The 9742-nt window shown below is 71.9% G+C and carries 9 protein-coding genes; 6 read left to right on the plus strand and 3 right to left on the minus strand.

Annotation, left to right across the window (positions count from 1 at the left end; translation table 11 throughout):
* The first annotated feature begins 208 nt into the window (after positions 1-208).
* Complete coding sequence (locus tag ABZ318_RS24100) at positions 209-874, plus strand: DUF4097 family beta strand repeat-containing protein (protein ID WP_356904538.1); 666 nt, start codon at positions 209-211, stop codon at positions 872-874.
* A gap of 40 nt (positions 875-914) precedes the next feature.
* Complete coding sequence (locus ABZ318_RS24105) at positions 915-1997, plus strand: serine hydrolase domain-containing protein (protein WP_356904539.1); 1083 nt, start codon at positions 915-917, stop codon at positions 1995-1997.
* A 7-nt stretch (positions 1998-2004) separates the two neighbouring features.
* On the opposite strand, the gene ABZ318_RS24110 is transcribed toward ABZ318_RS24105, so the two are convergent.
* Positions 2005-3627 carry a beta-N-acetylhexosaminidase gene (locus ABZ318_RS24110; protein WP_356904540.1) on the minus strand — a complete coding sequence of 541 codons (1623 nt, stop codon included), beginning with the start codon at positions 3625-3627 and terminating at the stop codon, positions 2005-2007.
* A gap of 205 nt (positions 3628-3832) precedes the next feature.
* Between ABZ318_RS24110 and ABZ318_RS24115 the strand changes: the two genes are divergently transcribed.
* Complete coding sequence (locus tag ABZ318_RS24115) at positions 3833-4108, plus strand: hypothetical protein (protein ID WP_030210307.1); 276 nt, start codon at positions 3833-3835, stop codon at positions 4106-4108.
* A 48-nt stretch (positions 4109-4156) separates the two neighbouring features.
* Complete coding sequence (gene glmS, locus ABZ318_RS24120) at positions 4157-5974, plus strand: glutamine--fructose-6-phosphate transaminase (isomerizing) (RefSeq protein WP_356904541.1); 1818 nt, start codon at positions 4157-4159, stop codon at positions 5972-5974.
* 170 nt (positions 5975-6144) lie between these two features.
* On the opposite strand, the gene ABZ318_RS24125 is transcribed toward glmS, so the two are convergent.
* Together ABZ318_RS24125 and ABZ318_RS24130 are read right to left on the minus strand one after the other, a co-directional pair.
* Positions 6145-6708, minus strand: a complete 564-nt coding sequence (locus tag ABZ318_RS24125) for a GPR1/FUN34/YaaH family transporter (RefSeq protein WP_356904542.1) — start codon at positions 6706-6708, stop codon at positions 6145-6147.
* A 207-nt stretch (positions 6709-6915) separates the two neighbouring features.
* A complete protein-coding gene (locus ABZ318_RS24130) occupies positions 6916-7437 on the minus strand; it encodes a universal stress protein (RefSeq protein ID WP_015033782.1) in 522 nt (173 codons plus the stop codon).
* Positions 7438-7883: 446 nt separating this feature from the next.
* Here ABZ318_RS24130 and ABZ318_RS24135 point away from each other — a divergent pair, with 446 nt between their 5' ends.
* Complete coding sequence (locus ABZ318_RS24135; protein ID WP_356904544.1) at positions 7884-8249, plus strand: hypothetical protein; 366 nt, start codon at positions 7884-7886, stop codon at positions 8247-8249.
* Positions 8250-8670: 421 nt separating this feature from the next.
* On the plus strand, positions 8671-9742 hold a 1072-nt coding region (locus ABZ318_RS24140), incomplete at its 3' end, for a helix-turn-helix domain-containing protein (protein ID WP_356904543.1).

Here is a 9742-nt window from a genome sequence, read left to right on the forward strand (position 1 = left end):
GTCGGACACGGCCCGGCGTAGCGTTCGCATTCAGCTCAGTGCAACGAACGGGACAGTGGGCGTTGCATTGCTCGCAGGGTCGTTGCAACGATTATTACGGCTTGACCTGCACAGATTGACTTCATGCGCAACGAGCTCGTTGCCGAATGCGGGAATGCAACGTAGCGTTTCTCTCATCGGAAACAAGGAAGCGCTCAAGGAGAGCATCATGCAGACCTTCGCCACCACCGCCCCGATCACCGCCACCCTCGACATCCCCGCCGGCCGCGTCCAGCTCATCGCCGCCGACCGCGCCGACGCCACCGTCGAGGTGCGGCCCGCGAACGCCACGAAGAGCCGGGACGTGAAGGCGGCCGAGCGGATCACCGTCGACTACAGCGACGGCGTCCTGCGGATCGCGGCCCCGGCCCCGAAGAACCAGCTTCTCGGGGCGTCCGGCTCCGTCGAGGTGACCGTCCAACTGCCCGCCGGCTCCCGCGTCGAGGCGAAGGCGGCCGCCGCCGACTTCCGGGGCGTCGGACGCCTCGGCGACGTGACCCTCGACGCCGCGCAGGGCCCGGTCAAGCTCGACGAGACCGCGAACGCCCGCCTCACCGTCCTCGACGGCGACATCACGGTCGGGCGCCTCGGCGGCCCCGCCGAGATCAGCACCCAGAAGGGCGACATCCGCGTCGCCGAGGCCGTCCGCGGCACGGTCACGCTGAGCACCCGGGCCGGGAACATCTCGGTCGGTGCCGCGCCCGGGGTCTCCGCCACCCTCGACGCCGGCACCTCCCACGGCCGGGTCGGCAACGCCCTCAGGAACGACGGCACCCCCGGCCTCGCCATCCGGGCCACCACCTCCTACGGCGACATCACCGCCCGCAGCCTCTGACCACGACCACCGGCACCCCGACACGGGAGAAGGAACGACCATGAGCGACCGCACCGAACTGCAGAAGGCCGTCCAGGAGTTCGTCGACGCCGGCTTCGCCGGGGTGCAGATGCGCGTGCACGACGAGAAGGGCGCGTGGGTCGGCAGCGCCGGGGTGGCCCGGCTCGGCGAGGACGCCGAACCGCCGACGGACGGGCGGTTCTGGGTGGGCAGCACCACCAAGACCTTCACCGCCACCCTGACGCTGCTCCTGGCGGCCGAGGGCGCGGTCGACCTCGACGATCACGTGGCCGACCGCCTGCCCGGGTTCGGGATCGACGGACGGATCACCGTGCGGATGCTGCTCCAGCACACCAGCGGGCTGTACAACTACACGGGCGAGCCCGCTCCCGACGGCACGTTCGTGCCGGGGATCGACGCGACGGGCAAGGCCTGGGCGGAGAACCGGTTCCGCAGCTACGCGCCGGAGGAGCTCGTGCGGTTCGCGCTCGACAAGCCGGCGCGGTTCGAGCCGGGGACGGACCAGAGCTACTCCAACACCAACTACACGCTCGCCGCGCTCCTGATCGAGCGGATCACCGGCGGCTCGTACGCCGGGGAGATGCGGCGGCGGATCCTGGAGCCGCTCGGTCTCGCGGACACCGCGGTGCCGGGCGACTCGCCCGATCTCCCCGGGCCGCACGCCCACGGCTACTACCGCTACCAGGACGCGGGCGAGTGGAAGGTCGTCGACGTCAGCCGGCAGAACCTCTCCCTGCTGCTCGGTGCCGGCGACATGTTCTCGACCACCCGGGACCTGCGGACGTTCTTCTCCGCGCTCCTCGGCGGCCGTCTCCTTCCGGACCCGCTGCTGGCCGAGATGCTCACGCCGCACGGGCCGCTCGGCTACGGCCTGGGGCTGTTCGTGCAGGACCTGGGCCCGGGCGGCGGCACCATCGTCCACCACAACGGCGGCGCCCCCGGCGGCTACGGCGCGCTGATGATCGCCACGCCCGACGGCGGCAGGACCCTGACCGCCGGGCTGACCACCGGTGATTCCGCGACCGACCCGGCGCAGACGTTCCCGAAGGCGCTGGCCGCCCTCATCGGGAACGTGTTCGGCGGCGGGCCGGCCGCGGGCTGACGCACCGTCACTCGGCCGGCCAGGGCACCTCCGGCGAGCGGTACCAGGTGATGCCCAGCGCGTCGAAGCGGGGGGCCTGTTCGGCGAGGCGTTCCTTGTAGGCGTCCCAGTCGTGGGTGGACGCCGGGGACCAGCCGAGTTCGGCGATGCCCGGGAGGCGCGGGAAGGCCATGACGTCGAGGTCGCCGGGGGAGGCGAGGGTCTCGGTCCACAGCGGGGCCTCGACGCCCCGGACGGCGTCCTCGGGGGCGCCGGGGAGGTACGTGGCGGGGTTCCAGTCGTACGACCTGCGGACCTCGACGTATCCGGCCCAGGCGAGGCCGAGGGGGGTGTCCTTGGTGTACTTCATGTCGAGGTACGTGCGGTCGGCGGGCGAGAGGATCAGGCCCGTGCCGTTGCGGGCGGCCGCGGCGACCCTCTCCTTCTCCTCGGCGGGGGTGCGGTCGAGGCCCCAGTACTGGACGAGGGCGCCCTTCGCGGGGGTGGCGCCGGTCAGCTGGTGCCAGCCGACGACGGTCTTGCCGTACTTGGCGACGACCGGCTGCACCTTGTCCATGAAGGCCACGTAGTCGGCGTGGCTGGTGGAGTGGGCCTCGTCGCCGCCGATGTGGAGGTAGCGGCCGGGGGTGAGGGCGGCGATCTCCCGGACGACGTCGTCGACGAAGTCGTACGTGACGGGCCTGGGCACGCACAGGGAGCTGAATCCGACCTTGGTGCCGGTGTAGAGGGGCGGGGCGACGCCGTCGCAGGTGAGCTCGGCGTAGGAGGCGAGGGCCGCGTTGGTGTGGCCGGGCATGTCGATCTCGGGGATCACCTCCTGGTAGCGGGAGGCGGCGTACTCCACGATCTCGCGGTACTGCGCCTTGGTGTAGAAGCCGCCGGCGCCGCCGCCGACCTCGGTGGAGCCGCCGTGGGTGGTGAGGCGGGGCCAGGAGTCGACGGCGATGCGCCAGCCCTGGTCGTCGGAGAGGTGCAGGTGGAGGGTGTTGACCTTGTAGAGGGCGAGCTGGTCGATGTACCGCCTCACCTCGTCGACGGTGAAGAAGTGGCGGGCGACGTCGAGCATGGCGCCCCGGTAGGCGTAGCGCGGGGTGTCGGTGACGGTGCCGCCGGCGATCTTCCAGGGGCCCGGCTGGACGCTCTTCCGTTCGACGGCGGAGGGGAGCTGCTGGCGCACGGTCTGGACGCCGCGGAAGAGGCCGGCGGGTTCGCGGGCGGTGAGGGTGAGGCCGTCGGGCGCGGAGTGGAGCCGGTAGCCCTCCTCGCCGAGGTCGGTCTCGTCGGGGTCGAGGCGGAGCCGGATGCCGTGGCCGGCGGCGCGGTCGTCGACGACGGGGAGCGGGAAGCCGGTGGCGGGGCGGAGGAGGCCTGCGAGGTAGCGGCCGAGGGCCTGGGACTCGCCGGATCTCGCGTCGACGCCGATGCGGGTGGCGGCGGTGAGGGTGTAGGGCTCGCCCTCGGGGGTGACGGAGGCGGGTACGGGCACGATGCGGCCGAGCGGGCGGACCTCGGGTTCGGCGGCGGCGCTTCCGGACGCCTTGCCGTCGGTGCTGTCGGCGGCGGCCTCTCCGCAGCCGACGCCGGCGGTCGCGAACAGGAGCAGGGATCCGATCAGGCGCGGAATCGTCATGCGCTGTCTCACAGGCGGGCTCCCCTTCGGGTGATCGACACGTCCGTCGTTCTCTATATCCCCTTGGTGGCCCTGCGTACCGCTGCCCCTGTCCGACTTCAAGGTCTGGACCAAGATGCCGAAAGAGCGGGTGGATCACGCCTTCCCTGCCCGAATTCGGGCAGGATTCTTGCGGAGGGCCCCGAAGACCCCTCAGTATGCACGGGTGCTCGAACGCCGCCCGTCGCACGACGACCTCATCGACCACCTGGTCCGCAGCACCGCGCTCCAGCGCGGTGAGGCCGCCAGGGTGGTGCTCGACGTGCTGGCGTACTTCGACGAGACGACCGAGGAGTTCGTCCGCCGCCGCCACCGCGAACTGCAGTCCGGCGGCGCCGTGAACGCCGAGATCTTCGAACGGATCGCGGCGGAGCTGCCGCACCGGGCGGTGGCGCCACCGGAGCTCTCGCTCCGGCAGCTGCGCCGCATCGTCTACGGCTGAGCTCCGTACGTCCGAGTACATCCACCAACCTGGAGGGGTTTCACCTTTATGTGCGGAATTGTCGGTTACATCGGTAAGCGCGACGTGGCTCCGCTGCTCCTGGAGGGCCTGGCCCGCCTGGAGTACCGCGGATACGACTCGGCCGGCATGGTCGTCACCAGCCCGAAGTCCTCCGGCCTGAAGATGGTGAAGGCCAAGGGCCGCGTCCGCGACCTGGAGGCCAGGGTCCCCAAGCGCTTCACCGGCACCACCGGCATCGCCCACACCCGCTGGGCCACGCACGGCGCCCCGAGCGACATCAACTCGCACCCGCACCTGGACCCCGAGAACAAGGTCGCGGTCGTCCACAACGGCATCGTCGACAACGCCCAGGAGCTCCGCGCCAAGCTGGAGGCCGACGGCGTCGTCTTCGCCTCCGAGACGGACACCGAGGTCATCACCCACCTCGTCGCCCGCTCCCAGGCCGAGACGCTGGAGGAGAAGGTCCGCGAGGCGCTCAAGGTCATCGAGGGCACCTACGGCATCGCCGTGATGCACGCCGACTTCAACGACCGCATCGTGGTGGCCCGCAACGGCTCCCCGGTCATCCTCGGCATCGGCGAGAAGGAGATGCTCGTCGCCTCCGACGTCGCCGCCCTGATCGCCCACACCCGCCAGGTCGTCACCCTGAACGACGGCGAGATGGCCACCCTGAAGGCCGACGACTTCCGCACCTACACGGTCTCCGGCGCCTCCACCACGGCCACCCCCGAGACCGTCGAGTGGGAGGCCGCCTCCTACGACATGGGCGGCCACGACACGTACATGCACAAGGAGATCTCCGAGCAGCCCGACGCGGTCGACCGCGTGCTGCGCGGCCGGATCGACGACCGCTTCTCCACCGTGCACCTGGGCGGCCTGAACCTCGACGCCCGCGAGGCCCGCACCATCCGCCGCATCAAGATCCTCGGCTGCGGCACCTCGTACCACGCCGGCCTCATCGGCGCCGGGCTCATCGAGTCCATGGCCCGCATCCCCGCCGACGCCGAGCCGGCCTCGGAGTTCCGCTACCGCAACCCGGTCGTGGACCCCGACACCCTCTACATCGCCGTCTCCCAGTCCGGTGAGACCTACGACGTGCTCGCCGCCGTCCAGGAGCTCAAGCGGAAGGGCGCCCGCGTCCTCGGCGTCGTCAACGTCGTCGGCTCCGCCATCGCCCGCGAGGCCGACGGCGGCGTGTACGTCCACGCCGGCCCCGAGGTCTGCGTCGTCTCCACCAAGTGCTTCACCAACACGGTCACCGCCTTCGCGCTGCTCGCCCTGCACCTGGGCCGCATCCGCGACCTGTCCGTCACCGACGGCAAGCGGATCATCGAGGGCCTGCGCAAGCTGCCCTCGCAGATCGAGGAGATCCTCAAGACCGAGGAGCAGATCAAGGAGATCGCCGCGGAGTACGCCGGCGCCCAGTCGATGATGTTCATCGGCCGTGTGCGCGGCTACCCCGTCGCCCTGGAGGCCTCCCTCAAGCTGAAGGAGATCTCCTACATCCACGCCGAGGCGTACCCGGCCTCCGAGCTGAAGCACGGCCCGCTCGCCCTCATCGAGCCGGCCCTGCCGACCGTCGCGATCGTCCCCGACGACGACCTGCTGGAGAAGAACCGCGCCGCCCTGGAGGAGATCAAGGCCCGCAGCGGCCGCATCCTCGCGGTCGCCCACCAGCCGCAGGCGAAGGCCGACCACACCATCGTCGTCCCGAAGAACGAGGACGAGCTGGACCCGATCCTGATGGGCATCCCGCTCCAGCTCCTCGCCTACCACACGGCGCTCGCCATGGGCCGCGACATCGACAAGCCCCGCAACCTGGCGAAGTCCGTCACCGTCGAGTAGGCACCCCGGCCCCGTGGGCCTCTCACGCCGTCGCGGCCGAGGCGCGGCGCCGGGCCTGTCCCCCGTCGCCGCGCCCCTCCGGGCCTGTCCCCCGGAGCCTCGGCCGGACACGCGGCGGTCCCCGTGCACACACCTCCCGTGCACGGGGACCGCTGTGCTTTCCGCGGGGCTCAGCCCGCGGCCGGGGCACCGCCCGCCGAGCGGCGCAGGGCCGTCGGCCAGCCGGCGACCGCGGCCGTGGCGCCGTACCAGGCGACCAGGCCCGCGACGGCGGCGACCCAGCCGCCCGCCTTGCCGAGGCCGCCGTTGTCGGCGAGGGCGCCGATGCCGAGCAGCAGCAGCGCGACGAACAGCAGCCCGTACACGCCCTGTCCGAAGAGCCCGCCGCCCGCGGAGGCCACGGTCAGCGTGAGCGCGAGGAGCGCCCACAGGAGCAGGAAGAGGCCCATGGCGTCGGCCGAGGCGTGCCCGCCGGCTCCGCTGCCCCAGGTGAACCAGAAGGCGCCGAGCGCCGCGTACGCCGTGCCTTCGCCCTTGTCGCCCGCGCGCAGGGCGAGCAGTCCGACGAGGAAGAGCGTCACGCCGCCGACCCAGGTGGCGAGACCCGCGGCATCCGCTGCCGCGACGTTGTCGATGACACCGGTTCCGCCCAGGCCGAAGGCCAGCAGGGTCAGTCCGAGTGCCAGGTGGCCGAGCGTGGAGGTGGTGTTTCCCGCGGCGACTTCGTTGTTCACGGCGGGCTCCCTTCAGGTGTGCAGTTGTCCTGCGTGAGCTGCTGTGTTCCGTGGCCTTTATGTACCCTTCACAAGCACACAATTCACCTGAGGAAGGCCGAATTTATGGCCGGATGACGGCAGTTGGGGGAGTTACCTGACGGGCCGTACGGGACGGAAGGGCCCGCGGGCGCGTTACGGGATGACGATGACGGGCCGCCGGACTCGTTACGGGATGACGATGACGGGCCGCTGGGCGCGGCGCGCGAGGCGGCCGGCGACCGAGCCGAAGATCCGGCCGACGATCCCGTGCGTGGAGCCGACCACGATCGCGTCGGCCGAGTACTCCCGGCCGACCTCCTCCAGCTCGTGGCAGATGTCCCCGCCGCGCTCGACCAGGATCCACGGCACCTCGGAGAGGTGCTCGGCGCAGGCCAGTTCCAGGCCGAGGACCTCGGTGCGGTGGTCCGGCACGTCGACGAAGACCGGGGGCTCGCAGCCGGCCCACACCGTGGTGGGCAGCCGGTTGGCCACGTGCACGATGATCAGGCCCGATCCGGAGCGGCGGGCCATGCCGATGGCGTACGCGAGGGCGCGCTCACTGGACGTGGAGCCGTCGAAGCCGACGACCACCCCGTGCCGGAAGGCCGGGTCGCAGGCATGACGTGGCTGTTCTACCGCGAGGGGGTCGACCGTGGAGTCGGCGACGCGCTTGCGGTCCGCGGGTTCGGGGAATTCGTGACCGGCCATCGGTGTCTCGGCGAAGAGGGTCCTCGTGGGAAGGGACGGGGAAAAGAGGGGACGAACGACGGGTGACGGCGGAGCTGTGTCCGGGAATCATCTTCCCAAGCCCATACCCCCAAGGGTACGGCGACACTCCTCTCCTGCCCAGAGCCCGCCGTGCCACTCCCGGCGTGCCCGCCGCTCGCTCGCGGCGTTCCAGGGAGCATGCACGAGGGGTTCGGGATCTGGCAATGCCGGATGTGTCCTACAGGCGTCCGTACGGGGGCCAAACGGACGTCGCCGAGAGTGACCGGAACGTTCCGCTCCTCGTTGCCACAGGTCCAGCCCACCACGGCCACGACTCCGGCCCGCCCCCACCTCGGGCCCGCCCCACCGCCACCGCAGACCCGGCCCACCACCGCAGACCCGGCCCCGAGCCGCAGACCCGTCCCACCGTCGCAGGGAGACCGCCCGTGCCCGCACCATCGACCGCCGTCGGCCAGACCTCCGCCACCCCCGCCCCCGCCCCGTCCCGTTCCCGGCGCCGGGCACCCGTCCTCCTCCGGACCGCCGGCGCGGACCCGGAGCCGGGAACGGAGCCGGGAACGGGGACGGGGACGGGGCCGGGCGCGGCGGAGCAGGCCGGTGACGTCGTCCGCTGGGCGGTCTTCTGCTGCGTGCTGGTCCCCGTGGTGCTCGTCGTCTACGGCACCTCGCTCGGCGGGGCCGCCGGGACGGCGCTCGGGCTCGTCTCGGTGACGGCGGCCTGCCGGCTGCTGCTGCGCCGCTCGGAGCGCGGACTGCGGTCCGAGACGGTCCGGACGGGGCGCCGGAACTAGCTTCCGAGGGGCCCGGAGCCGGCTCCGCCCCCCTTCGAGTTGACAGGTTCGTACACCCGACCCCATATGTTTTCAGCCAACTTGAAGCCGACGGCGAGTCCTTGGCGGAACGGTTGGCCAAGCCCGGTGCCGACGACCGCGGAAGCCTTGTCCCGGGGGCCTGCACCCCCCGCGTACGGGGGCGTTCGCCACCCCGCCCCTTCCCCTGGCGGCCGTCGGACGCAAGACTTCGCGATCGATCGCTTCACGCCAAGTTGCCTTGTCGACAATCCACCGGATGGAGAACTTGTCACGCCGGCGCCACGGGACGCAGTAGATTCGATCATGGGTACCGAAGACTGGGGTCTCGTGCAAAACCGAGGGGAAACGTGCAGGAGCGACACGACCAGGGAGACGCGAACACCGAGGGGGGCTTAGCGTCATGAGCCAGGACTCCACCGCACCGGAGGTCGCACGGAAGCTGTCCGGGCGCCGCCGTCGCGAAGTCGTCGCGGTGCTGCTGTTCAGCGGCGGCCCCATCTTCGAGAGCTCCATCCCGCTCTCCGTGTTCGGCATCGACCGGCAGGACGCCGGAGTGCCACGCTACCGGCTGCTCGTCTGCGCCGGCGAGGAAGGTCCGCTGCGGACCACCGGCGGACTCGAACTCACCGCGCCGTACGGCCTGGAGGCCATCGGCCGGGCGGGCACCGTCGTCGTCCCGGCCTGGCGGTCGATCACCTCGCCGCCGCCGCCGGAGGCGCTCGAAGCGCTGCGCCGTGCGCACGAGGAGGGGGCCAGGATCGTCGGGCTGTGCACCGGGGCGTTCGTCCTGGCCGCGGCCGGACTGCTCGACGGCCGCCCGGCGACCACGCACTGGATGTACGCGCCGACGCTCGCCAAGCGCTATCCGTCGGTCCACGTGGACCCGCGGGAGCTCTTCGTCGACGACGGGGACGTGCTGACCTCCGCCGGCACCGCGGCCGGAATCGATCTGTGTCTGCACATCGTGCGGACCGACCACGGCACCGAGGCCGCGGGCGCGCTGGCGCGCCGGCTGGTCGTCCCGCCGCGGCGCAGCGGCGGTCAGGAGCGCTACCTCGACAGGTCTTTACCCGAAGAGATCGGCGCCGACCCGCTGGCCGAGGTCGTCGCCTGGGCGCTGGAGCACCTCCACGAGCAGTTCGACGTGGAGACGCTCGCCGCGCGCGCCTACATGTCACGGCGGACCTTCGACCGCCGGTTCCGCTCGCTGACGGGCTCCGCCCCGCTCCAGTGGCTGATCACCCAGCGGGTGCTGCAGGCGCAGCGGCTGCTCGAGACCTCCGACTACTCGGTCGACGAGGTCGCGGGCCGGTGCGGCTTCCGCTCCCCGGTGGCGCTGCGCGGCCACTTCCGGCGCCAGCTCGGCTCCTCGCCGGCCGCCTACCGCGCGGCGTACCGCGCCCGGCGGCCGCAGGGCGAGGCCGGCACGGCGGTGCTCGAAGCGGCGGTGCCGGCCCAGGGTTCGGCGGGGC

The sequence above is a fragment of the Streptomyces sp. NPDC006197 genome (assembly GCF_040613865.1).
Taxonomy (GTDB): domain Bacteria; phylum Actinomycetota; class Actinomycetes; order Streptomycetales; family Streptomycetaceae; genus Streptomyces.